Origin of the sequence: Mesorhizobium sp. WSM3873 (assembly GCF_001672445.1) — a bacterium.
Lineage (GTDB): Bacteria > Pseudomonadota > Alphaproteobacteria > Rhizobiales > Rhizobiaceae > Mesorhizobium.
The window spans coordinates 209545-233436 of record NZ_LYTM01000054.1 but is presented as its reverse complement, the minus strand read 5'-3'; the positions used below and the strand labels follow the sequence as shown (position 1 = coordinate 233436).

At 64.4% G+C, this 23892-nt stretch carries 23 protein-coding genes and 1 pseudogene; 10 read left to right on the top strand and 14 right to left on the bottom strand.

Annotated elements, in window-relative coordinates; genetic code table 11:
• Nucleotides 1-82 precede the first annotated feature (82 nt).
• The 5 genes and pseudogenes from A9K71_RS25660 to A9K71_RS25640 all read right to left on the bottom strand — a co-directional run bounded on the left by A9K71_RS25660 (nt 83) and on the right by A9K71_RS25640 (nt 3403).
• Nucleotides 83-559, bottom strand: coding sequence for a DUF992 domain-containing protein (locus A9K71_RS25660; protein ID WP_067002615.1), 477 nt, complete (start codon nt 557-559; stop codon nt 83-85).
• Nucleotides 560-748: 189 nt separating this feature from the next.
• On the bottom strand, nt 749-1600 hold the full coding sequence (locus tag A9K71_RS25655; RefSeq protein ID WP_067002613.1) for a tetratricopeptide repeat protein: 852 nt from the start codon (nt 1598-1600) through the stop codon (nt 749-751).
• Between the two features lie 136 nt (nt 1601-1736).
• Nucleotides 1737-2000, bottom strand: coding sequence for a 30S ribosomal protein S21 (gene rpsU / locus A9K71_RS25650; RefSeq protein WP_040969057.1), 264 nt, complete (start codon nt 1998-2000; stop codon nt 1737-1739).
• Between the two features lie 177 nt (nt 2001-2177).
• Complete coding sequence (locus A9K71_RS25645) at nt 2178-2564, bottom strand: SET domain-containing protein-lysine N-methyltransferase (protein WP_067002611.1); 387 nt, start codon at nt 2562-2564, stop codon at nt 2178-2180.
• A 108-nt stretch (nt 2565-2672) separates the two neighbouring features.
• Nucleotides 2673-3403, bottom strand: a pseudogene (locus tag A9K71_RS25640) (SDR family oxidoreductase).
• Nucleotides 3404-3656: 253 nt separating this feature from the next.
• Here A9K71_RS25640 and A9K71_RS25635 point away from each other — a divergent pair.
• The 5 genes from A9K71_RS25635 (at nt 3657) to A9K71_RS25615 (ending at nt 9179) form a co-directional block, all read left to right on the top strand.
• Nucleotides 3657-4910 (top strand): sarcosine oxidase subunit beta, encoded by a 1254-nt coding sequence (locus A9K71_RS25635; RefSeq protein ID WP_067002609.1) that lies wholly within the window; start codon nt 3657-3659, stop codon nt 4908-4910.
• 86 nt (nt 4911-4996) lie between these two features.
• The gene (locus tag A9K71_RS25630) at nt 4997-5293 is read left to right on the top strand and encodes a sarcosine oxidase subunit delta (RefSeq protein WP_067002607.1); all 297 of its coding nucleotides are present in this window, start codon (nt 4997-4999) and stop codon (nt 5291-5293) included.
• Nucleotides 5290-8298, top strand: coding sequence for a sarcosine oxidase subunit alpha (locus A9K71_RS25625; RefSeq protein ID WP_067002605.1), 3009 nt, complete (start codon nt 5290-5292; stop codon nt 8296-8298). Before A9K71_RS25630 ends, A9K71_RS25625 begins: the two co-directional genes overlap by 4 nt.
• Nucleotides 8291-8875, top strand: a complete 585-nt coding sequence (locus A9K71_RS25620) for a sarcosine oxidase subunit gamma (RefSeq protein WP_067002603.1) — start codon at nt 8291-8293, stop codon at nt 8873-8875. The genes A9K71_RS25625 and A9K71_RS25620 overlap by 8 nt, the downstream gene beginning before the upstream one ends.
• A gap of 85 nt (nt 8876-8960) precedes the next feature.
• The gene (locus tag A9K71_RS25615; RefSeq protein WP_067002602.1) at nt 8961-9179 is read left to right on the top strand and encodes a hypothetical protein; all 219 of its coding nucleotides are present in this window, start codon (nt 8961-8963) and stop codon (nt 9177-9179) included.
• An 87-nt stretch (nt 9180-9266) separates the two neighbouring features.
• Here A9K71_RS25615 and A9K71_RS25610 read toward each other — a convergent pair whose 3' ends face one another.
• The 6 genes from A9K71_RS25610 to A9K71_RS25590 form a co-directional block, all read right to left on the bottom strand.
• On the bottom strand, nt 9267-9503 hold the full coding sequence (locus A9K71_RS25610) for a DUF680 domain-containing protein (RefSeq protein ID WP_067002599.1): 237 nt from the start codon (nt 9501-9503) through the stop codon (nt 9267-9269).
• Between the two features lie 157 nt (nt 9504-9660).
• A complete protein-coding gene (locus A9K71_RS25605; protein ID WP_067002597.1) occupies nt 9661-10305 on the bottom strand; it encodes a TetR/AcrR family transcriptional regulator in 645 nt (214 codons plus the stop codon).
• A 106-nt stretch (nt 10306-10411) separates the two neighbouring features.
• The gene (locus tag A9K71_RS32725) at nt 10412-10567 is read right to left on the bottom strand and encodes a hypothetical protein (protein ID WP_245299772.1); all 156 of its coding nucleotides are present in this window, start codon (nt 10565-10567) and stop codon (nt 10412-10414) included.
• A 36-nt stretch (nt 10568-10603) separates the two neighbouring features.
• Nucleotides 10604-11641 carry a phosphotransferase gene (locus A9K71_RS25600; protein ID WP_067002595.1) on the bottom strand — a complete coding sequence of 346 codons (1038 nt, stop codon included), beginning with the start codon at nt 11639-11641 and terminating at the stop codon, nt 10604-10606.
• Nucleotides 11638-12123, bottom strand: coding sequence for a MaoC family dehydratase (locus A9K71_RS25595; protein ID WP_277816115.1), 486 nt, complete (start codon nt 12121-12123; stop codon nt 11638-11640). Before A9K71_RS25595 ends, A9K71_RS25600 begins: the two co-directional genes overlap by 4 nt.
• A 45-nt stretch (nt 12124-12168) precedes the next feature.
• A complete protein-coding gene (locus tag A9K71_RS25590) occupies nt 12169-12984 on the bottom strand; it encodes an SDR family oxidoreductase (protein WP_067002768.1) in 816 nt (271 codons plus the stop codon).
• Between the two features lie 114 nt (nt 12985-13098).
• On the opposite strand from A9K71_RS25590, the gene A9K71_RS25585 reads away from it, so the two are divergent.
• From A9K71_RS25585 to A9K71_RS25575, 3 genes are all read left to right on the top strand, one after another.
• Nucleotides 13099-14340 carry an acyl-CoA dehydrogenase family protein gene (locus A9K71_RS25585; RefSeq protein WP_067002593.1) on the top strand — a complete coding sequence of 414 codons (1242 nt, stop codon included), beginning with the start codon at nt 13099-13101 and terminating at the stop codon, nt 14338-14340.
• Between the two features lie 5 nt (nt 14341-14345).
• On the top strand, nt 14346-15383 hold the full coding sequence (locus A9K71_RS25580; protein WP_067002592.1) for a zinc-binding dehydrogenase: 1038 nt from the start codon (nt 14346-14348) through the stop codon (nt 15381-15383).
• A 63-nt stretch (nt 15384-15446) separates the two neighbouring features.
• Nucleotides 15447-15905: a hypothetical protein gene (locus A9K71_RS25575; RefSeq protein WP_067002590.1), complete on the top strand. Its 459-nt coding sequence runs from the start codon at nt 15447-15449 to the stop codon at nt 15903-15905.
• A gap of 27 nt (nt 15906-15932) precedes the next feature.
• Here A9K71_RS25575 and A9K71_RS25570 read toward each other — a convergent pair whose 3' ends face one another.
• The 3 genes from A9K71_RS25570 to A9K71_RS25560 form a co-directional block, all read right to left on the bottom strand.
• Nucleotides 15933-19064, bottom strand: a complete 3132-nt coding sequence (locus tag A9K71_RS25570; protein ID WP_067002588.1) for an efflux RND transporter permease subunit — start codon at nt 19062-19064, stop codon at nt 15933-15935.
• Nucleotides 19061-20218, bottom strand: coding sequence for an efflux RND transporter periplasmic adaptor subunit (locus A9K71_RS25565; protein ID WP_067002585.1), 1158 nt, complete (start codon nt 20216-20218; stop codon nt 19061-19063). Before A9K71_RS25565 ends, A9K71_RS25570 begins: the two co-directional genes overlap by 4 nt.
• Before the next feature lie 263 nt (nt 20219-20481).
• Nucleotides 20482-21312, bottom strand: coding sequence for a MurR/RpiR family transcriptional regulator (locus A9K71_RS25560; protein ID WP_067002767.1), 831 nt, complete (start codon nt 21310-21312; stop codon nt 20482-20484).
• A gap of 146 nt (nt 21313-21458) precedes the next feature.
• On the opposite strand from A9K71_RS25560, the gene A9K71_RS25555 reads away from it, so the two are divergent.
• Complete coding sequence (locus A9K71_RS25555; RefSeq protein ID WP_067002583.1) at nt 21459-22277, top strand: N-formylglutamate amidohydrolase; 819 nt, start codon at nt 21459-21461, stop codon at nt 22275-22277.
• 22 nt (nt 22278-22299) lie between these two features.
• Nucleotides 22300-23856 (top strand): amino acid permease, encoded by a 1557-nt coding sequence (locus tag A9K71_RS25550; protein ID WP_067002581.1) that lies wholly within the window; start codon nt 22300-22302, stop codon nt 23854-23856.
• Nucleotides 23857-23892 lie beyond the last annotated feature (36 nt).

The window sequence follows — 23892 nt, the reverse complement described above, 5'->3', positions numbered from 1 at the left end:
GGCGATATCGGCGAGCAGCGCGCTAAAAATTCGGCCCGGAGCGAGAGTCCCGGGCCGTATCGGTGCTAACTGATTTGAAATTTCACTTATAGGAGTGGACGAGGTCCAGCGAAGCCACGGCAACAGCGAGGTTGACGCCGGTCTGCGCCTGGACGCTCAGCGGCTCGAGCATGAAGGCGCCGTCGAGGCCGCCGACCAAAAGATTGGCGCCGCCACCGGTCACGACGCTCGCCTCCGCGTTGACGCCGTAATAGCTGCCGGCGAGATCGCCTGCGTCATGGTGGCGGGTGGCGGCGAGAACCGCCCAGACAAGCTGACCTTGATGCGTCCGGCCGATATCGACGCCGAGCTTGGAGATCATGCCCGTGTATAGCTCGGCCGGGCCGTGATGATAGGGGCGGAAGACGCAGGACACGCCCTTGTTGGAGGTGATGACGTAACCGGTGCCTCCGTCGATGGTGCAATCGAGCGTGCCGAGCCGGAGCGTGCCGGCGCTGACCGGAGAAGCGAGGACCGTGGCGGCAAGCGCGGCGGCGGCACAGGCAAGTGTCTTGATCATCGGAAAGGTCCTTTCGCAACAAACGGCCCCGGTTAAACGGTCGAGGTGCGAGGAGCGTTCCGCCCAAAACTTGGCGCGAGCATGGCGAGCCAACACATCGCCGTTGGCGACTAACGGCCACATCGGCGTGTCAGCGCCGCAATAGACCCATCGCGGGCGACCGGACCCCCGGGCGGCCTTAGCTTCCGATCAGCTGGCGCCGGCCGAGGTGCGCGACAGGCCGTCCTTGGCGGGTTGGTAGTTCGGGTCGAGGTGGACAGCTTCGCGGTAGGACTTGGCCGCCCTTTCCTTGTCGCCGCGTCGCTCGTAGATCAGCGCCTGGTTGGCCCAGGCCTCGGCGTTCTTGCCGTCGAGCTTGATGGCCATGTTGAAGTCGGCGAAGGCGTTGTCCTCGTCATTCATGGCGAGATAGGACAGGCCGCGGCCGTTGTAGGGCTCGGCTGCGTCCGGCGCCAGCGAAATGGCGGTCGAGAAATCCTCGATGGCGAACTTATGCTGGCCCTGGCTCTGATAGATCAGGCCGCGATTGTGGTAGGCGCGGGCGTCGGTCGTGTCGAGTTGGATCGCCTTCTGGAAATCGTTGAAGGCGTCGTTGACGCGGCCGGCCTTGCGATAGAGATTGCCGCGGCCGATATAGGCGGCGTCGTAATTGGCGTTGATCTGGATCGAGCGGTTATAGTCGGCAAGCGCTGCTTGCTGGTTGCCCAGGAAACGCTGGATGAGCGCCCGGTTCGAATAGGCCTGATAGAAGTTCGGATTGAGCTGGATGGCGGTATCGAAATCCTTGAGCGCCGCCTGGTACTGGCCGCCGCGGCCATAGGCCGAGCCGCGCACATTGTAACCCTCGGGATCCTGAGGATTGCGCTGGATGACAGCCGACAATGAGGAGATGTTCTCGGTCGAGCCTTGCGCCTTGTCGATATTGTTGAACTCCCCCGTCGGGGCCGTCTGGCATGCTGCAAGGGTCAGGCCCGAAAGCAGGGCCGCCGTCAGGGCGAAGCCGCGAAAAGCGGTTCTGCGCTCCACGGTAATTGCGTTCATCTCAGTCCTCACTGGCGCCGCGCCGTCAGGTCCGTTCCCTCTCCGAACCGGCTCGAACGCATAAACAAAAAGGTGGCGGCGATTCCGCATCGCGCCACCCTCGGTATCCTTCGAAAAGGACGAAAAATTGACGGTATCAGCGCGGCGAACGCGATGCGCCGGCAGCACCAGCCGGAGCCGGGCGCGGGGTCATCGGCAGCAGGCCTTCGCGCTGGGCGCGCTTACGGGCCAGCTTGCGGGCGCGGCGGACGGCTTCCGCCTTCTCGCGGGCACGCTTCTCGGACGGCTTTTCGTAGTGACCGCGCATCTTCATTTCGCGGAAAATACCTTCGCGCTGCATCTTCTTCTTCAGCGCGCGAAGCGCCTGATCAACGTTGTTGTCGCGGACGAGTACCTGCACGTGCAATCCTGTCTTCGGGTTTGAAATCTCAGGCAAGCAGCCCATAGCCACATGCCTCCGCAGTGACCTGCACCGCGAATTGTGCCGGCTGATAGCAGAATCAGGCCGTGCTGTCCACCGTTGATTGCAGGAAACCGCGATCGGAAGCCCGAGTACCGTGCCTTGCGGGTCTGAGCCTTAGGCGGTCGCAAGATGCAGGCGCGCGAAATCCTCAAAGAATTCGCCATAGTCGCAAGTGATTTCCTCGCCGGCCGCGATATCCCGGGTCGCTGTGGCGCCACCATGTTGGGAGAAATCCGTGTTCGGCCGCTCGGCATGGTTCATGAAGCGGCCATTGTCGACCTCATAAACCATGAAACCCGGCTTGTCCGGGCTCGGATAGGCGTAGCGGTCGAGCAATTCCTTGAGATGCGGCGGCGCCTTCTCGTATTTCTCCATCGGGATCAGCCGATCGAAATCGGGATCGAGCCGCCAGATGGAGGCGCCTTTCCTGACCGGCTCGGCGGCGAAAACACCGACGCCTTCGATGGCGCTCTGAGCGACATAGGTTCTGATCAGCAGCATCGTTCCGGTCCGTTTTCGACGGGAAACCAAATCGTCAAAACGGACCGGAATGCAAGGCCCCGTCGCGCTATTTCAGCGGATGAGCATGGCTGCCGACCGTCAGATGATTCACGTCCGATTGATCGAGACGCCACCATCGGCAAACAGTGCCGTGCCAGTGGTGAAGCTTGAGGCGTCCGAGGCAAGGTAGAGCGCTGAGCGGGCGATCTCCTCGGGCCGGGCCACACGCTTCAAGGCATGCAAGTTTTCGACGAATGTCCGCGATTCCGGCGTCTTGAACGTCGCTGCGGGCGTGTCGGTGCCGCCGGGCAACAGCGCGTTGACGCGCAGCCCTTTCGGTCCGTATTCGGCGGCCAGCACCTGCGTCAGCCCGATCAGCCCCGCCTTGGCGGCGGCGTAGGCCGCCATGCCCGGCATGCCTGCGGTATAGCCGACGAAGCTCGAGGTGAAGATCAGCGAGCCGCCGCCGCGCTCCAGCATCGCCGGGATCTGGTGCCTGGCAGCCAGGAAGGCGCTGGTCAAATTGGTGTCGATCGTGTCGTGCCAAGTCGCCGGCGCCATCTCCGGGACCGGTGTCATGAAGCCGACGGCGCCGGCATTGTTGAGGCCGCCGAACCTTTCGACTGCAAGCTCGACCAGAGCCCTGGCATAGGCTTCGTCTCGGACATCGCCGGCGAGTGCAATTGCGGTTCCACCTGCCGTCTCGATTTCGCCGACGAGTGCATCGAGCTCGGCCCGGCGGCGCGCCGCGACGACGAGACTGGCGCCCTGCTCGTAGCGCGGCCGATGCCGGAACTGGCGCCGGTGACGATGGCGACCTTTTCGGTGAGTGCGAACATTTCACATCCTTTTTCTATGCCGGTCCAGCCGGTGGTGGGATGCTTGGTCGCAAATCGGCATTTCGGCAGCCACCCGAAAGCTGACTTGCCGATCGGAATGCGAGTTGTCGGGCATGCGCCGCGCAGCCGCGGCGCAAAACGGCAAGCGCCGTCGCAAACAGCGCAAGGGTGGCTGCGCGCTTTCGCTAGTGATACACCACGCGCGCCGGGGGATGCCCGGCCGAGATCCGCGATTTTTGGCGCGAGGCTGAACGTGAAGAAATACTCCGTATTCGCCATTGCCCGCGAGGCGATGCGCGGCCACAAGGGCTGGGAAGAGCAATGGACCTCACCCGAGCCGAAGAAGGAATACGACGTAATCATCGTCGGCGCCGGCGGCCACGGCCTGGCCACCGCCTATTATCTGGCGACCGAGCACGGCATCACCAATGTCGCGGTGCTGGAAAAGGGCTGGCTCGGCGGCGGCAACACCGGCCGCAACACCACCATCATCCGCTCCAACTATCTCTATGACGAAAGCGCCGGCATCTACGACCATGCGCTGAAGTTGTGGGACGGACTGAGCCAGGAGCTCAACTACAACGTCATGTATTCGGCGCGCGGCGTCATGATGCTCGCGCACAATGTGCATGACGTTCAGGTGTTCAAGCGCCACATCCATGCCAACCGCCTCAACGGCATCGACAATGAGTGGCTGACGCCGGAACAGGCGAAGGAGTTCTGTCCGCCGCTCAACATTTCCAAGGAGGCGCGCTATCCGGTCATGGGTGCCGCGCTGCAGCGCCGCGGCGGCACGGCCCGCCACGATGCGGTCGCCTGGGGTTATGCGCGCGGCGCCTCGGCGCGCGGCGTGCACATCATCCAGAACTGCGAGGTCACCGGCGTCAAGCGCGCGGCCAACGGCGCGGTCACCGGCGTCGAGACGACGCGCGGCTTCATCGGCGCCAAGAAGGTCGGCGTCGTTGCGGCCGGCCATTCGTCGGTCATCATGGATATGGCCGGCGTGCGCATGCCGTTGGAGAGTTATCCGTTGCAGGCGCTGGTCTCGGAGCCGGTCAAGCCGGTGGTGCCATGCGTCATCATGTCGAACACGGTGCACGCCTATATTTCGCAGTCGGACAAGGGCGAACTGGTCATCGGCGCCGGCACCGACCAGTATATCTCCTATTCGCAAACCGGCGGCCTGCACATCCTGCAGCACACGCTCGACGCCATCTGCGAAATGTTCCCGATCTTCACCCGCATGAAGATGCTGCGCTCCTGGGGCGGCATCGTCGACGTGACCCCCGACCGCTCGCCGATACTGGCTAAGACGCCGGTCAAGGGCCTCTATGTGAATTGCGGCTGGGGCACGGGGGGCTTCAAGGCGACGCCAGGTTCGGGCAACGTCTTTGCCCACACCATCGCCAGGGACGACCCGCACCCTATCAACGCGCCCTTCACGCTCGAGCGCTTCCGCACCGGTCGTCTCATCGACGAAGCGGCGGCGGCGGCGGTGGCGCATTGATGGTTGCCGAGATGGCCTGCCAGAAGGTTTGCGATCAACCCGGCCGGCGCCCGCGTCGGCCATGGCGAATTGTAGGATCAACCTAGATGCTTCTCATCCGCTGTCCCTATTGCGAGGAAGAGCGCCCGGAACTCGAGTTCCGCAATGCCGGCGAGGCGCATATCGCGCGCCCGACCAACATTGCCGCCGAAAGCGAAGACGATTTCGAGAAGTTCTTCTTCATCCGCTCGAACCCGAAAGGCGTCATCTATGAGCGCTGGCGGCATATCCATGGCTGCGCCCGCTTCTTCAACGCCGTGCGCGACACCGTCACCGACAAGTTCGTCATGACCTACAAGGCCGGCGAGCCGAAGCCCGCGAAGCTGCCTGGAGCCTCGAAATGAACGCGTCGTTCCGCATCTCCGGCGCCGGGCGCCTCAGCCAGGCCAAGACCGCCTCGTTCAGCTTCGACGGCAAGTCCTATCTCGGCATCGAAGGCGACACGCTGGCCTCGGCTTTGCTTGCCAACGGCGTCCATCTGGTCGGCCGATCCTTCAAATACCATAGGCCGCGCGGCTTCCTGTCGGCCGGTGCGGAAGAGCCCAACGCGCTGGTGCAGATCGTGCGCGACGACGCGCGCAAGACGCCGAATGTGCGCGCGACCGTGCAGGAGCTCTATGACGGGCTCACCGCCAGTTCGCAGAACCGCTGGCCCTCGCTCGCCTTCGATGTCGGCGCGGTCAACGACATTGCCTCGCCGATGTTCTCGGCCGGCTTCTACTACAAGACCTTCATGTGGCCGAAGTCGGCCTGGTTGAACTTCTATGAGCCGAAGATCCGCGCGACGGCCGGCCTTGGCGTTTCCCCCGACCGGCCGGATCCTGACCATTATGCGGCGCGCTACGCGCATTGCGACGTGCTGGTGCTGGGCGGCGGTGCGGCCGGCATCGCCGCGGCGCTTGCCGCAGCCGAAACCGGCGTGCGGGTAATCCTCGCCGACGAGCAGGCCGAATTCGGCGGCAGCCTGCGCTTCGAGAGCGGCGCCAGGATCGATGGCGAGGACGGCTTTGCCTGGGCACAAGCCGCGATCGCCAAACTCAGGGCGATGGACAATGTCCGAGTGCTGTCGCGCACGACAGCTTTCGGGTACTACGCGCAGAACTTCGTCGGCCTGGTCGAGCGGGTCAGCGACCATCTCAAGAGCCCCGGCCGGGAGCTGGCGCGCGAGCGCCTGTGGCAGGTTCGCGCCAAGCGGGTCGTGCTCGCGACCGGCGCCATCGAGCGGCACATGGTGTTCGCCAACAACGACCGGCCGGGCGTCATGCTGGCATCGGCGGCGCGCACCTACCTCAACCACTATGGCGTGGCGGTCGGCAGGAATGTCGGCGTCTATACGGCAAACGACTCGGCCTACGCGGCCGCGATCGACCTGAGGAAGGCCGGCGTCAATGTCGCTGCCATCGTCGACCTGCGCGACAACCCGTCGGGGGCGGTGATCGACGAAGCGAGGAGCCTCGGCATCGAGATCAATTTCGGTCGCGCTGTGGTTAGCGCCGGCGGCAAGCTGCGCGTATCGTCGATGACGGTGCAGCCGAAGAACGGCGGCGGCGAGCGCACGATCGCGGTCGACGCCATCCTGATGTCCGCCGGCTGGACGCCGTCGGTGCATCTGTTCTCGCAGTCGCGCGGCAAGGTCGCCTTCAACGAGGAGGCGCGACGCTTCGTGCCGGGGACCTATGCGCAGGACTGCGTCTCGGTCGGCGCCTGCAACGGCACGGACGGTCTGGAGGCAACGGTCGACGAGGCCTATGCGGCAGGTGCCCAGGCGGCAAGGGACGCCGGCGGCAAGGATTCCAGCGGCAAGATGGGCAAGGGCGCCAAGCCAAAGGTCGATGCCAGTGAAAGCTGGTCACGCGGCATGCTTGGCGCTGCGCCCGGCGCCGGGCCGGGCACCACGGTCAAGGCCTTCGTCGATTTTCAGAACGATGTCACCGCCAAGGACATTCGCCAGGCGGTGCATGAAGGCATGCACTCGATCGAGCACGTCAAGCGCTTCACCACCAACGGCATGGCGACCGACCAGGGTAAGACGTCGAACATGCACGGCCTGGCGATCGCCGCCGAGACGCTCGGCAAGCCGATCCCGCAGGTTGGTCTCACCACGTTCCGCGCGCCCTATACGCCGGTCACCTTCGGCTCGATCGTCGGCCATGCGCGTGGCGCGCTGTTCGACCCGACGCGCCGCACGGCGACGCATGGCTGGGCGGCCGCCCAAGGTGCCGTGTTCGAGGATGTCGGCCAGTGGAAGCGCGCCTGGTATTTCCCGAAAGCCGGCGAGGACATGCACGCCGCCGTCAACCGCGAATGCGTCACGGTGCGCAAAGCGGCCGGCCTGTTCGACGCCTCCACGCTCGGCAAGATCGAGGTCGTCGGGCCGGATGCGGCGAAGTTCATGGAGCTGCTCTACACCAACCCGTGGGAGAAGCTGGAGCCCGGCCGCTGCCGCTACGGCATCATGCTGCGCGAGGACGGCTTCATCTATGATGACGGCGTCGTCGGCAGGCTGGCGCCGGACCGCTTCCATGTGACGACGACCACCGGCGGCGCGCCGCGTGTCATGCATCACATGGAGGATTATCTCCAGACCGAGTTCCCGTATCTCAATGTCTGGCTGACCTCGATCACCGAGCAATGGGCGGTAATCGCCGTGCAGGGGCCGAGCGCGCGGAAAATCATCGAACCTTTGGTCGAAGGCATCGACATGTCGGACGAGGCACTGCCGCATATGTCGGTGCGCGAAGGCAAGATCTGCGGCGTGCCGACGCGGCTGTTCCGCATGTCTTTCACCGGCGAGCGCGGCTTCGAGGTCAACGTGCCGGCCGACTACGGCGAAGCGGTGTGGGAAGCGCTGTGGGCCGAAGGCCAGAAGCATGGCGCGACCGCTTACGGCACCGAAACAATGCACGTGCTGCGCGCCGAAAAGGGCTACATCATCGTTGGCCAGGATACGGACGGCACGGTGACGCCGAACGATGCCGGTCTCGACTGGGCGGTCGGCAAGAAGAAGACCGACTTCGTCGGCATTCGCGGCATGATGCGCGCGGATCTCGTCGCCAAGGGCCGCAAGCAACTGGTCGGTCTGAAGACCAAGGATCCGAAGGTCGTGTTGGAAGAAGGCGCGCAGATCGTCGAGGATCCGAAACAGGCGATCCCGATGAAGATGATCGGCCACGTCACCTCCAGCTACTGGTCGGAGAACTGCGGGCGCTCGATCGCGCTGGCGCTGGTCGCCGGCGGCCGTGATCGCATGGGCCAGACGCTCTATGTGCCGATGCCGAACGGCACGATCGAGGTGGAGGTCACCGGCATGGTGTTCGTCGACGAAAAGGGGGAGCGCCTCAATGGCTAAGGCTGCCGCCAAGACAAAAGCCGCCGACGCTTCAGCTGCCACCGAACGGCGTCCGGCACTTGCCGGCCGCGCGGTGTCGGCGCCGGCCGTCAAGGTCGAGATCCTGCCGCCGGCCGAACGCATCTCGCTGCGCGCGCCCGAAACTTCCGTCGCCGCGCTTTCCAAGGCGCTCGCCGTGACGCTGCCGGCGAAGCCGAAGAGCTCGGCGGCGAAAGGCGGGCGCACCGCCTTATGGCTCGGGCCGGACGAATGGCTGGTCATCGACGACGCCGGGAACGATCCGCTGGCCGACTGCGCCAAGGTCTCGGCGCTGCACTCCGCGGTCGGCATCTCGCATCGCAATGTGGCGATCTCGGTTGCCGGGCCGACGGCCGCGGTGACGGTCAATTCCGGTTGCCCACAGGACCTGTCGCTCGAGGCCTTCCCGGTCGGGGCAGCATCGCGCACCATTCTCGGCAAGTCCGAGATCGTGCTGCTGCGTACCGCTGAAGACACGTTCCGGGTGGAATGCTGGCGTTCCTTCTCGGACTATGTATTTACTTTGCTGTCGGAAGCGGCGAGCGACGCGGCGAACTGATCCTGCGCCAACCGGTCCGAAGGGCCGGCCTCGGGGAAACCTTCACCGGTCCGGGCCGTTTCTGCGGCTTGCGAGGAGACTGCCGATGCCGTCCAAATCCGCGCCGAAGACGCCCAAGAAGACAGAGGCGGTCCGTTCGCTGGAGCGGGATCGCGAGATCGAGGAAGAAGAGCTCGAGGAAGGCCTCGAGGACACCTTCCCGGCCAGCGATCCGGTATCGATTACCAGCACCACCATCCCCGGCGGCCCAGCAAGGCCTGGCAGGGCCAAGACCTTGCCTGGAATGAAGTCGCGCAAGAAGTAGAGCCGCTGCCGCTGTCAAATCGGGCTTCAGGCGAAACGAAAATGGGCGGCCAAGTGTCGCCCGTTTTCGTTTGCGATTTGGCGGTGATTAGAGGCCGGGCACGAACCAAGGGTTCACGTCGATGCCGAGCCGCGGGCTCTTGTTCGTCTGGATGTTGGCGGCATCGGTCTTTTCCACCGAGCCGGTCGCGGCGCAGTCGAGCGCCTGATTGGTGTGAGTCTGGGTGCAGGCCGCAGGGGCGTGCTTGGCCGGCTGGCTCCCGCCAGCGCAAGCGGCGCCTGAGAGAGACAGCACGGCAGCGAGCGCGAGGATTGTCTTTTTCATCTTTCCGTCTCCAATCGTACATGTACGATACAACGTACAGATACGGTTAACGGAGGCCGAATTCAAGAGGCAATTTGTACACGTACGACAAATTGTCTTGAACGGAGTACCGGCCTCGCGAATCAAGCGACCGGCTTGTTCAAACCGGCGCAGCCGGTCAGCAGTTGACGGGTGTATCGGTGAGGGGGGGTATGTGCTGCGCCGACAACGAGGCCAACATAAAATCGCACATCCGCTTCACATAGGCCTGGGGGTCGCCGAACGGATAGAAGGGAAAGGTGATCAGCAGCGAAATCGTGCCGTGGCCAACGGTCCACAGCATGGTGGCTATGGCGCGAGGGTCGCCTTTGAGCTTGCCGGCTGCGACGCAGGCCTCGACCCTGCTGATCAGCACCTTCATCGCCGGATTGCCCTGTTCCATGTCCTCGTAGCTCCGGCCTTCCGGCAGCCGGGTCTTCTCTGTCATGAAGACGGTGCGGTATTCATTGGGATTGCCGAGCCCGAAGGCGGCATACTCGGTCATCACAGCCCGCAGCGCCTCAACGGGATCGTCTGCCGGGTGCTCCTCGATGCGGCGGGCAAGCGTTTCGAACGCGTCCTCGGCGAGCGCGAACAGGATGTCCTGCTTATCGGCAAAATAGGAATAGACCGACATCGGCGCGTAGCCGACCCGCTTGGCAAGCTTGCGAATGGTAAGCCCTTCGTAGCCCTCTTCCTGCACAAGCTTGTGAGCTGCGTCGACCAGTTCGGAACGAAGCTCGGCTTTCTGTTTCTCGCGGCGTTTCTGAACGCTCAGCGGCAATTTCCGCCTGCCTTTATGGTTGGTTGCCTGATAAAATTATATACGCTGTACGGAAACGGACAAGGGAGCGGCCTGGTTCCCCAAGATACGCCCTAACGCTTTGTTCCTACTTAATTCCGAACAGGAAAGCCGCTACCCACTTTTTCTGAACTAAATCGCGCTGATGCCGCCGTCCAGCGCCTGCGCATGGCCGCGAGCCCTCAGTGGCGAAGGCTTTGGCCGCGCCGCTGCCGAGACCGCCTGTCGCACCGGTGATCAGCACCGTCGCTCCATCGAAACGGCCCGTGGCTTGGCTCCCTCAACTTTTCTTGTCAATCAGTTCCACCGCCAGCGCGGCGAGCAGCTTCACCGCCTCGCCATAGGTCCTGGCCTTTTCCGGGTTGGAGGCATTGCCGTCCAGCGCGCGGCGGTAGACACCCTGGCAGATCGCCGCCAGGCGGAAGAAGGAGAAGGCGAGGAAGAAGGTCCAGTTGCCGATGCCGTCGATGCCGCGCCGGCGGCAATAGGCGGCGACATAGGCCTCCTCGGACGGCAGGCCGATCGAGGCGCGGTCGATGCCGTCTAGGCCGCGAAAGCCCGACCCATGCGGCAGCCGCCATTGCATGCATTGATAGGCGAGGTCGGCAAAGGGATGGCCAAGCGTCGACAGTTCCCAGTCGAGCACGGCGATGACCTTCGGCTCGTCCTTGGCGAAAATCATATTGTCCAATCGGTAGTCGCCATGCACCAGCGAGACCCGGCCGTCATCGGCCGGCATATGCGTCTCTAGCCAGGTCATCAGCCGATCCATAGCGGCTATGCTTTCGGTTTCGGAGGCGCGGTACTGACTTGTCCAGCGCGCGAACTGGCGCTGGAAATAGCTGCCGGGCTTGCCGAAATCGCCTAAGCCCACAGCCTCGACATCGACTTGGTGCAGGGCGGCGAGGGTCGCATTCATGGCGTCGTAGATCGCGGCACGCTCGTCATTGCCGGATGTATCCGGCAGCGACGGATCCCAGAAGATGCGCCCGTCGAGGAACTCCATGACGTAGAACATGCGGCCGATCGGCGTCATCTCACCTGAAAGATGGAGCATGCGCGGCACCGGCACGGAGGTCGTGCTCAGCGCCTGCATGACCCGGAATTCGCGGTCGACCTGATGTGCCGATTTCAGCAACTGCCCCGGCGGCTTGGCGCGCAGCACGTAGCGGCCGCTGGCGGCGGTCAGCAGATAGGTCGGGTTCGACTGTCCGGACTTGAATTTTTCGGCCGCGCAAAGCTTGGAAAAACCAGGCACATGCGCTTCGAGATAAGGCGCAAGCGCTGCTTGGTCGAGCGCGTTGGCGTCGCCGCTCATGCGGTCTCGGGCTGGCGCTCGATCAGCGTCAGGGTCAGCCAGCGCGCGGTGAGCGCCGGCTTCTTCGATCCTTCGATCTCGATGGTGACGTCGTGCGCCGTCTGCACCCATCCCGAAGGCCGCACCTTGACGTCGGCCAGCACGAAATGGGTGCGGATGCGCGAGCCGGTCTTCACCGGCGCCAGGAAGCGCAGCGTGTCGAAGCCGTGATTGACGCCCATCTTGGTGTTTTCGATCGGCGGCATGGTCTCGAAGGTCATGGCCGACAGCAGCGACAGCGACAGGAAGCCGTGCGCGATGGTGCCGCCGAACGGCGTCTCGCGCGCGGCCCGTTCCGGATCGCAATGGATGAACTGGTGATCGTCGGTGGCGTCGGCGAACTGATCGATCATGCGCTGCGTCACCGTGCGCCAGGGCGACACGCCGACTTCCTTGCCGACGCTGGCCAGAAGCGTATCGAGACTGATCGGTTCCACGCTGATGTCCTCCGCACCCCGCCCGGATCGCGATTGCTTGAACCGGGCGTCCTACTCCTTGAACAATGTCATCCCGTGCTGCACCGACTGGCCGCCGTCGATCGGCAGGATGGCGCCGGTGACATAGCTTCCGGCACGGCTGCACAAATAGAGCGTTGCGCCGGCAATGTCATCCGCCACGCCGATGCGGCCGAGCGGAACATGGCTGCCGACACGTTTCGCCTGCTCCTCCGTGGCGGTGGCAAAGGCCGTCATCCGGCTCTGGAAGGGACCGGGCGCAAAGGCGTTGACGGTGATGCGGCGGGCGGCGAATTCGATCGCCAGCGTGCGCGTCAGGTGATGCACCGCAGCCTTGGAGGCGGTGTAGGAATAGGCATCGTCGGCCAGCGGCTGCGTGCCCATCACCGAGCCCAGATTGATCACGCGGGCCGGGTCATCGTCGCTTGCTGCGGCATCGAGCAGCGGCAAAAGCTCGCGCGTCAGATGGAAGACGGCGGTGACGTTGACGCCCAACACCTTGGCCCAGGCGTGGTAGGGAAACTCTGCGAGCGGCGCGCCCCAGGAAATGCCGGCATTGTTGACCAGGATGTGCAGCCGGTCCGTTCGGACCTTCACCTCGGCAACCAGCGCGGCGATGCCCGCTTCGCTGGACACGTCGCCGGCAAATCCCTCGGCCCGACCGGAGCCGCCCTGCGCGTTGATTTCGTCGGCGACCCGCACACAGTCCTCGCCCTTGCGCGAGGCGATCATCACGGAGGCGCCGGCCTGCACCAGTCCGGTCGCGACCATGCGGCCGATGCCTGTTGCGGCACCGGTCACAAGCGCGGTCTTGCCGACCACCGAGAACAGCTTGTCGAGATAGCTCATCATAATTCCTCCCGCGCGCCTCGTCCCGGCCGGAACCGAAGGACTCGCGTTGACAAGGCTAGCCGAAGTACGGTCATCCTTGCCACGGATAAAGGAGCGAAAGGGTCGGAACCGATGGCGGACATGAACCTCGGCATGACCGAGCGGCTGAAGCCGATCCATCAGCGCGTGGCCGCGATGGTGCGCGACGAGATCGCGCCGCTCGGCGAGGAGTTTCTCGCCGAGGTCGGCAGAAACGGTGACCGCTGGACTTACACGGCCAGGCAGACCGAAATCCTCGAAGGGCTGAAGAAGACGGCGCGGGAGCGCGGGCTGTGGAACTTCTGGCTGACCGATTCCAAGCGCGGCTACGGCCTGTCGACGGTCGAATATGCCTATCTGGCGGAGGAGATGGGCAAGGCGCATCTCGGCGCCGAGGCCTTCAACTGCTCGGCGCCCGATACCGGCAATATGGAAGTGCTGGAGCGCTACGGCTCAAAAGAGCACAAGCGGCAGTGGCTGGAGCCGCTGCTCGAAGGGAAGATCCGCTCGGCCTATCTGATGACCGAGCCGGACGTCGCCTCATCCGATGCCACCAATATTTCGATGCGCTGCGAGCGGCAGGGCGACGACTATGTGCTTAACGGCGAGAAATGGTGGGCGTCCGGGGCCGGCGACCCGCGCTGCGCCATCTATATCGTCATGGTGAGGACCGGCTCGGACGAGGAGCCGCAGCATCGCCGGCATTCGATGATCCTGGTGCCGGCGGAGAGCGAGGGGATCACCAAGCTCCGTCCAATGCAGGTCTATGGCGACGACGACGCGCCGCATGGCCATTTGCATCTAAGGTTCGAGGATGTGCGGGTGCCGGCGGCGAACCTGATCCTCGGCGAGGGCAGGGGCTTCGAGATCGCGCAAGGACGGCTTGGGCCAGGCCGCATCCATCATTGCATGCGCGCGATCGGCCAGGCCGAGATGGCGCTGGAGATGCTGTGCCAGCGTTCGGTGCGGCGCGAGGCGTTCGGCCAATCGCTGGCAAAGCTCGGCGCCAATTTCGACATCGTCGCCGAATGCCGCATGGAGATCGAGATGGCGAGGCTCCTGTGCCTGAAGGCAGCTTGGATGATCGACCAGGGCGATGCACGCGCTGCGGCCCCTTGGATCAGCCAGATCAAGGTGGTAGCGCCGCGCGTCGCGCTCAAGGTCACCGACGAGGCGGTGCAGATGTTCGGCGCGCAAGGCATCAGCCAGGACACGCCGCTCGCCCGCTCGTGGACGCATCTGAGAACTCTGCGATTGGCCGACGGGCCGGACGCCGTGCACCGGCGGCAGGTGGCGCGCGCCGAGCTCAGGAAATACACCCAGGAGAAGATCTGACCGCCATGACGCTTCCATCGGAAATGCGAGGCTTGCTGCTTGTCGGCGACGGCTACAGCAAAACGCCTTCGGCCAGCGTGCCGGAGGCGATGGAGCCTTATTTGAAGCCCGGCAGCATCGCCGTGCCGGCGCCTGGTCCAACACAAGCGCTGATCAAGGTCAGTCTCGCCTCAATCAACCCGTCCGATATCGCCTTCATCACAGGGCAATACGGCCAGCCCCGTGTGCAGGGCCGGCCGGCCGGATTTGAGGGCGTAGGCGTTGTCGTCGCGACTGGTGAGGACGCCTACGCAAAAAGCCTTGCGGGCAAGCGCGTCGCCTTCGCCACCGGCGTGTCGAACTGGGGTGCTTGGGCAGAATACGCGGTCGCCGAGGCGGCTTCCTGCATTCCACTGCTCGACACGGTGCGCGACGAGGACGCTGCGGCGATGATCGTCAATCCGCTGACCGCCTTAGCCATGTTCGACATCGTCAGAGAGGAGGGTGAGAGGGCCTTCATCATGACTGCCGGCGCCAGCCAGCTCTGCAAGCTGATCATCGGGCTGGCGAAAGAGGAGGGTTTTCGGCCGATCGTCACCGTGCGCCGCGACGAGCAGATCCCGCTGCTGAAAGAGCTGGGCGCCGCCCATGCGCTCAACGAGAAGGCGGCGGATTTCGAGGCCGCGCTGCGCGAGGTGATGAAGGCGGAGCAGCCCCGCATCTTCCTGGACGCAGTGACCGGACCGCTTGCCTCGGCCATTTTCATAGCCATGCCGAAGCGCTCGCGCTGGATCGTCTATGGAAGGCTCGACGCCGAGCCGACAGTCATCCGCGAGCCCGGCCAACTGATCTTCCAGCACAAGCGCATCGAAGGCTTCTGGCTGGCCGAATGGATGCGGCAGTTCCGCGACCGGCTCGGCCCGGCGGTGCTGGAGGCGCAGAAGAGGTTTTCCGACGGGCGCTGGTCGACGGATGTGACGGCGGTGGTCCCGCTGGACGAGGCCATTGCCAGGCTGCCGGACGAGCTGGCCAAGCCGAACGGCAAGGTGTTTGTTAAGCCCTGATCAAAATAACTCGAGGTCGCGTCTATGAGGCTACGGTGGTTTGTCGGATTCGTCCTGGTGTCAATGGCAGGTACATTTAGTGCCGAGGCCGCCGACAAGTTCCCGCCCATTTGGCGCAAGTCGATGACCAATGATCCGGGTACGAACTATTTTCTCAATAAATATTCGGCCTCTTTGAATGATCCAGCATCGACCGCAATTAGAAATATCATGCTGGCGCGCGTCGTCGGCTCTGAATGCCAGTCATCGCGGCTCAGCAAGGCCAAGGTCAGGGCCTATCGCGATAGCATGCTCGGCTCGCTTTCGTCGGATGCATTGAAAGCGGCTGCATTCGCAGCCGGCAGCGAATTGCGCAACTTCGACTATGAAACGCTCGCGCATCTTTGTGCCGGCATCGATTATCAGTTTGGGCCGAAAGGAGTGCTCATAGCGGGTGCCGTTTCGTCAGGCAAAGGCGAGCCAAGATATTCCTACGATCAGCGCAATCCATACATTCGGCTGCCCGAATTCACCGGCAAGTAGCTGAGCTGCCTGGCTCGTGCTCGTCCACTATTCCGCCGGCTCGACATTGGCATAGGCGGCTTGCTCGAGTTCGCGCTTCACACGGGCTTCCTCATGCGCCTTGGGCGTGACGAAGCGGCCAAGCAAGAGATAGGCGACAGGGGTCAGGAAAAGCGTGGAGACGGTCGCCAGGCCAAGGCCGCCGACGATCACCCAACCGAGCGCCACGCGCGCCTCGGCGCCTGCGCCTGAAGCCAGCACCAGCGGCACGCCGCCGAGCACGGTGCAGATCATCGTCATCATCACCGGGCGAAGGCGAATGGTGGCGGCCTCTTCGATCGCCTCGCGCACGCCAAGCCCGCGGTCGCGCAGCTGGTTGGCGAACTCGACGATCAGGATGCCGTTCTTGGCCATGACCCCGACCAGGAGGACCAGGCCGATCTGGCTGTAAGCATTGAGGCTGGTGCCCGACAAGAGCAGCGCGAAGATGGCGCAGGCGAGCCCGAGCGGCACTGTCGCCATGATGATGACGGCGCTGACGAAGCTCTCGAACTGGGCTGCCAGCACCAGAAGGATGATGACCAGCGCGAAACCGAAAATGGTCGCCATGGCGCTGTTGCTCTCGCCAAGCGTCGCCGCTTCGGCCAGCGGCACGATCCGCGCGTCCGACGGCAGCAGCGGTGTTGCGATCTCCTCGGCGCGGGTCAGCACATCGCCGAGCGCGAAGCTGCCGCCGAGATTGGCGGTGATCGCCACCGACGGCTGCTGCTGCTCGCGAGTGAGGGACGGCGGCACGGCGCGCTCGGTCAGCGTGGCGATGGTCGACATCGGCACGAAGCGGCCGTCCGACGTTTTGAGGAAGATATTTTCCAGATCGGTCGGATCGTTGATCGGATTGGTGGTCGAGACCAGCTTCACGCCATAGCTGCGGTCGGCGATGTAGACGTCGACGACATCGTTGCCGTCGAGCATTGCCTGCAGCGTGTCCGCAAGCCCGGTGATGTCGATGCCGAGGTCGGAGGCGCGCTCGCGGTCGATGGCAACAGCAAGCTGCGGCTGCGTAAGGTCGACGGAAAGTCGCGGTGCTTGGAAGCGCGGATCCTGCCGCATCTCCTCGACGATCTGCACCGCCGCCGCGCTTAGCGCCTTGCGGTCGTTGCCGACCAGGGCGAATTGCAGGCCGCTGCCGGCGCCACGGATGCGAAGGCTGTTGGGCTGAACCGGGAAAACGCGGACGCTTGGCACCTGCTTCGTTAGGCGGCTGATCTCGGCCATGATCTCCTGCTGGCTGCGCGTCCGCTCGGCCCACGGCGCCAGCGTCATCACCATGAAGCCGCTATTGTAGGCGCCGTTGTTGCCGGCATTCGCGAAGGTGCTGCGGATCTCGCCGGAATCGCGCAAAGGCTGGATCAGCCGCTCGATCTTGCGCATCTGCTCGGTCGTGTAGTCGAGGCTGACTCCTTGCGGCGCGTTGATGCGCAGCAAAACGACGGCGCGGTCTTCGGTCGGCGTCAGCTCCTGACGTATCGTGCCGAACAAAGTGAAGGCGGTGCCAGCGAAGAGCATAGCGACGAGCACTACGATCCAGGGGGCGCCGAGGCAGGCATGCAGGCAGCGCTTGTAGAGCCGATGCAATGCGCCGCCGATGCGAGCGCCCACGCCGCTGCCGCCTTCGTGGTGAAGAGAGGCGCTGGTCAGCATGCGCGAGGCGAGCATCGGGCAGAGCGTCAGCGCCACGACGCAGGAGAGCAGTACCGACATCGCCAGCACGAAGCCGAACTCGCGAAAGAGCCCGCCGGTCTGTCCCGGCAGGAAGGAGATCGGCACGAAGACGGCGACCAGGGTCAGCGTCGTGGCAACGACGGCGAAGAAGACTTCCTGGGTGCCGAGCACGGCGGCCGCGCGCGGCCCCATGCCCTCGTTGCGGCGGCGCACGATATTTTCGAGCACCACGATGGCGTCGTCGACGACGAGGCCCGTCGCCAGAACCAGCGCCAGCAGCGTCAGGATGTTGATGGAAAAGCCGGCGAGATAGATCGCGGCGATGGTGCCGATCATGGCGACCGGCATCGACAGGCCCGGGATCAGCGTCGCGCGCCAGTCGAGCAGGAAGGCGTAGATGACGATCAGCACGATCGAGACGGAAAGCGCGAGCGCGATCTCAACCTCGTGCACCGCGCCGTTGACGAAGACGGCATCGTCGCTTGTGACCTTGATCGACATGCCTTGCGGAAGATTTGCCTGGAGTTTCTCGACGGCAGCCCTGACGCCGGTCGATATATCGAGCGTGTTCGATTCCGCCTGGCGGATGATGCCGAGGCCGATGCCGGTTTTGCCGTCGGAGCGCAATGAGGTCTGGCCGATGTCGGGGCCGAGCGTCACGGTGGCGACGTCGCGGATGCGCGTCGCGCCGCCGATGACGATGCTCTCGAATTCCTCCGGCGTGGTCACGTCGGCCGTCGTGCGCACGACGAGGTCCTGGTTGGTGGTGGTGATCGAGCCGGCCGGGGAATCGAAGGCGACGGAGGCGAGCGCCTTGCGCAAATCCGCCACGGTGAAGCCATGGCTTGCCAGCTTGTTCTGGTCGACGTCGATGCGGAAGATCTTGTCGCGGTCGCCGGATACCTGAACGTCGGCGACCCCTGGGACGGCGGCGAGCTCGTCCTCGATGCGGTCCTGGACCAGCACCGTCATGTCCTGCACCGACATGGTGTCGGACGTGACCGCCAGCCGCATCACCGGGTCGGAATTGGCGTCGGCCTTGACGATGCGCGGCGCATCGGCGGTCTCGGGCAGTTGGTTGGTGATGCGGCTGACGGAATCGCGGACATCGGAGGCGGCGACATTGAGATCGACGCCGTCGTTGAACTCGATGGTGACGCGGCTCTGGCCGAAAGATGAAGTCGACGAGATCGACTTGACACCCGAGACGCGCGCGACGGCGCCCTCGATCGGGTCGGTCAACTCGCGGTCGACGGTTTCGGCGGCCGCGCCCTCGAAGGTGGTGTTGACGGTGATGACCGGGCGGTCGACATCCGGCAGTTCGCGGATTTCGACGCCCCAGAAGGCTGCGAGGCCGGCGACCGCGATCAGCGTATTGAGCACGAAGGCCATGACCGGCCTGCGGATGAAGAGCGCGGTCAGGCCCGATCCCGCGGTCTGGTCGCCGGCGGCGCTCATGAGCCTTCGGCCGCGGTGGCGCGGTCCTCGCCGGCGATCCGGACGTCGCCGCCTTCGCTGACAGTCTCCGTGCCTTCGGTCACCACCATATCGCCGCTCTCGACGGGAGCATCGATCAGCACCGTCTCGGTGTTGCGCTGGATGATGCGCACCGGCACGCGCTTTGCCTTGCCGTTTTCGACGGTCCAGATATAGGCGCCGTCGGTGCCCCACTGGATGGCCAGTGGGCTGACGGCCGGATAGGTGTCGCCGGGGAATTTCATGGCGATCTGGAACGACATGCCGGCGCGCAGCGAATCCGCCGGGTTGGCGATCGTCGCCTTGACGAGCAGCGTGCGGCTGTTCTCGTCGATATGGTTGTCGATGGCCGAAACCGTGCCGGAATAGACCTGGTTGGGGTTGGCCAGCGGCGTGGCCGACAATCGCTGTCCGACCTTTACGGCGGCGGCAAAACGCTCCGGCACCCAGAAATCGACCAATATGCTCGAGCGGTCGTCAAGCGTGGCGATCGCCGACTGGCTGGTGACATAGTTGCCGGCGGCGATCGGCAGGATACCGACAGTGCCTTCGATAGGCGCGACGACCGAGCGGCGCTCGAGCGCGAGCTCGGCATCGCGCAGCGCCAGCTTGGCATTGGCGAGCGCCACCTCGGCATCCGCGACGGCAACTTGCGTGGCGGCATTGGAGGCTCGCAGCGACTTGACCCGATCGAGCTTCGCCTGGGCGTCGTCGAGCGCGACCTTGGCACGGTCGCGCGCAATCACTTCCGTCTCCGAATCGAGCCTGGCGATGACGTCGCCTTTTTCGATATGGGTGCCGGACTGCACCGGCAGTTCGGTGAGGCGGCCGGAAGAGTATGGATTGACGGTGACTGTCGCATTGGCGCGGCCGGTCCCGATCGCCTGAAGCCTGTCGTTGATGGTGGCGGTGCCGGCAGGGGAGGCGACAATGGTCACGATCTGGCCGCCGCGGTTGCGACCGGACCGGGCCGAACCGGTCTCGATGCTTCCCGTGGCGGGGGGCGTCGCCGCAATCGCCCAGTCCATACCCCAGCGTGCCAGTACCTCAGGCGCGCCGGGATAGAAGCGCGCCCAGGCGGCCGCAGCGGCAACCACGATCACAAGCGCAAGAACAATCTGTTTCCAGCTCGACATTGACACTCCAGCGGCAGAATCGTCCGCCGGTTCCAAGTGGAAGCAGGCTGAGCGACGATACGGCGTGAGAGCGATACCGGCCACGCCACATCATAATATCAGCGTTTTATGGCAATTATCACGCAAACGTGCACATTAAATCTCGGTAACGTGAAGCGGGATCATCGCTTCGGTCGCATCTTTTGCCGCAATTTGGGGGGCGCCGGCCGCCATTCGGTTAAAGCAAAACCGAACGGAAGCCGTTGCACGCTACCTGGAACTGCCTAGCGCAGGCTCTCCAGGTCGCGGATGCGCTTGGCGCCGGCGGCTTCGAGTTGCCTTGTGACCGCGCCGATCAGCGTTTCGGCGACGACAAAGAGGGCGGCGGATGAATCCCAGGCCGAAGGCACGGCGGTACGCCCGGCGATCACATGGCGGGCGAAGCGGGCGATCGGCGAGAGCCACTGATCGGTGAAGAGCACGATTTGGACGCCGCGCTGGTGCGCCTTCTCGGCAAAGCGGAGCAGACTTTCCTGGTAGCGCCTGATGTCGAAGATAACCAGCACGTCGCGCTTGCCCATGTCGATCAGCCGGTCGCGCCAGATGCTCTCCTGGCCCGCGAGGTGGTAGACGTCTGGCTGGATGATGGCGAGATGGGCTGCCATGTAGCGCGCCAGCGGATCGGTGAAGCGGCCGCCGATCAGAAAGGTCTTGCCGCGGCGCTCGGCAAGCCGTGCGGCAATGTCGGCCAACTGCTTGTCGGTAAGGTGCCGGAACGTCTCGCGCATGTTGTCGAGCGTCGCCTCCAGCATCGGCGAAACGGCGCCGCCATTGGCGGGCGACGCCGAGTTGAGCGTGCGAGAGGCCGGCGACTGCAATTGCGCGGCCAGTTCATCCTGCAGCGCCGACTGGAATTCGGGATAGTTCTGGAAACCCAACCTGGCGACGAAACGCAGAATCGTCGGTGAGGAGACTCCCGCCGCGGTCGAGAATTCGGCCACGGTCTTCAGCCCGGTCAGCGGATAGTTGGCAATCAGCGTCTGCGCGGCGCGGCGCTCGCCTGCCGGCATGGTGCCGATGCGGTCCGAAATCAGTTCGGCAATACTGGAGATCATCGTTTTCCCCACCCTTTGACCCGGTCGCCGCCGTTTTCGGAATTCCGCGTTTGACAAAGCCGCGTAAACTGTATGAAATCATTCACAGGGGCGCAATGAGGCAAATTACGTAACATAAGATACAGCGCTCCCGAGGGGACGGCAGTATGGAGAAAGCACGGCGCGCCAGCCTTGCACCGTCGGAGACCGTGAGGGTGACCAACCCCGGCGGCTCGAGCCCCTTCGTCCTCACCTGCGACCACGCCTCGAACTTCCTGCCCGCCGAATTCGGAACGCTCGGGCTGCCCGCCGAGGATCTCTCCCGGCATATCGCCTGGGATCCGGGCGCGCTGCCGGTCGCCAGCCGGATGGCCGACGCGCTCGACGCCACGCTGGTCGAAACCCGCATCTCGCGCCTGGTGATCGACTGCAACCGCCCGCTCGACGCGCCGGACCTCGTGCCGCCGGTCAGCGAGGCGACGGCCATTCCGGGCAATTCGAATCTCTCCGGCAAGCAACGCGCGGAGCGGATCGATCTCGCGTGGCGTCCGTTCCACGACACGATCGCCGAGATCATCGAGCAGCGGCTGGCGCTCGGCCAGGAAACGCGCCTGGTGTCGGTGCACTCCTTCACGCCGGTGTATAAGGGCAGGACCCGTCCCTGGCATATCGGCATCATCCATGACGACGATCGCCGGCTCGCCGCGCCGCTGATATCGGCGCTCAAGCGGCTCTCCGGCGTCACCGTTGGCGTCAACGAACCCTATTCGCCGGCCGACCGCGTCTATTTCACGCTGGAACGGCACGCGCGCTCGCGCGGCCTTGCCTGCGCGATGATCGAAATCCGCAACGACGAGATCTCCGGCGAGACCGGGCAGCGGAAATGGGCGGATCTGCTCACAGGCATATTCTCGAATCTGGAGCCCGAGGAGGCCAGGGGCTCCCGACAACGCGCAATGGGAAAGTCAGTACAGTCGGCCAGCTAAGAAACCACAGGGGACTTCCAACATGGCAGCAAATGACTACACCGAAGTCGACAAGGCTGAGGACATACAAGTCCTCCACAGCATGGGCTATGCCCAGGAACTGGAGCGGCGCCTCAGCCGCTTCTCGAATTTCGCGGTTTCCTTCTCCATCATCTGCATCCTGTCCGGCGGCATCAACTCGCTGGCGCAGGCGACCTCCGGCGCCGGCGGCATCGGCATCGGCATCGGCTGGCTGGTGGGCTGTTTCGTGTCGCTCACCTTCGCGGTCGCCATGTCGCAGATCAGCTCGGCCTATCCGACGGCCGGCGGCCTCTATCACTGGGGCTCGATCCTCGGCAATCGCGGCACCGGCTGGGTTACCGCCTGGCTCAACCTGCTTGGCCTGATCACCGTGCTCGGCGCCATCAATGTCGGCACCTGGACTTTCTTCGTCGGCGCTTTCGGGCCGGCGCTGGGCATTGAAAACAACCTGACCACCCAGACGATCTTCCTGGTCATCATCACCGGCGCGCAGGCGCTAATCAACCATCTGGGCATCAAGCTGACGGCAAAGCTCACCGACTTTTCGGGCTATCTGATCTTCTTCGGCTCGATCCTGATCGCGGTGGTCTGCCTGCTCTCGGCCGAGACCTGGGACTTCAGCCGCCTCTTCACCTTCCACAACTACTCAGGCGATGCCGGAGGCGGCGTGTGGCCGCAGGTCTCGAACGCCTGGGTCTTCGCGCTTGGCCTCCTGCTGCCGATCTATACGATCACCGGCTATGACGCCTCGGCGCACACTTCGGAGGAAACCATCAAGGCGGCTTCTTCCGTGCCGCGCGCGATGGTCATGTCGGTCATCTGGTCGGCGCTGTTCGGCTACCTGTTCCTGGCTGCCTTCGTGCTGATGATCCCGAACATGGACGAGGCCGCCAAGCAGGGCTGGAACGTGTTCTTCTGGGCCTTCGACCAGCGCGTCGGAACCGGACTGAAGGAGTTCGTCTATCTCGTCGTGTTCCTGGCACAGCTGCTGTGCGGCCTTGCCACCGTCACTTCGGCCTCGCGCATGATCTTCGCCTTCTCGCGAGACGGCGGCCTGCCGGGCTCGGCAGCGCTTTCCAAGGTCAGCCCGACCTATCGCACGCCCGTGGCGGCGATCTGGACAGCCTCGATCCTGTCGGTGCTGTTCGTGTGGGGCTCGTCGGTGGTCTCGGTCGCCGGCACCTCGGCCTACACGATTGTGGTGTCCTGCACCGTCATCTTCTTGTTCCTCTCCTTCACCGTGCCGATCGTGCTCGGCATGATGGCCTGGGGGACGCCGAAGTGGGACAAGATGGGGCCGTGGAACATGGGCCGCGGCATCTTCATGCTGTTCGGTCTGCTCTCGATCGTGTCGATGATCCTGATCTTCGTCATCGGCATCCAGCCGCCGAACGACTGGGCGCTCTACATCACCGTCGGCTTCTTCATCCTGACGGCGGTCGTCTGGTTCGCCTTCGAGCGCAACCGCTTCCAGGGGCCGCCGCTCGGCGACATTATCGCGGCGCGCCAGGCGGCGATCAAGGCGGCAGAGCAGGCGGTCGGCGAGACCGGCCACTGATATCGAACATCATCGCCCTGGCCGGCGTCACGCCGG